Below are 322 nucleotides of genomic sequence, written 5' to 3'. Positions count from 1 at the left end.
TAATTTGATAGAAGCTCCTGAAAAAATGGGCGATTGGAATTTCTACAATATTGGCGCTACTACATTAAAAGCTCTTAAAGGAGCGAAGATTATTCCCGATAAAGACTATGAGGCATATGAGGGAAAAAAGCCGGATGCCTTGATTGTTAAAAAGCCAATTATTATCGCAGCTATCGAGTATAAGACCCCTCAGGAGTTGCGAACCGAAAAGCAGATTGCTAAAGCTATTGCACAAGAAATTGGGACAGCCCAGATATTGCAGGCAAAAGTTTACATTGTTACTGACGGCAAGAAAACTTTTTGGATTAACCCCGCTACCGGT

General features: G+C 40.4%; 1 protein-coding gene. It reads left to right on the top strand.

The genetic code is table 11. The features are described 5' to 3' along the window. On the top strand, positions 1 to 322 hold a 322-nt coding region (locus ACTNBK_RS17235; RefSeq protein WP_441147930.1), incomplete at both ends, for a hypothetical protein.

Source organism: Intestinimonas sp. HCP28S3_D6 (assembly GCF_052065695.1).
Lineage (GTDB): Bacteria > Bacillota > Clostridia > Oscillospirales > Oscillospiraceae > Intestinimonas.
The sequence above is the reverse complement of the archived record's forward strand: the minus strand, read 5'-3'. Positions and strand labels throughout refer to the sequence as shown.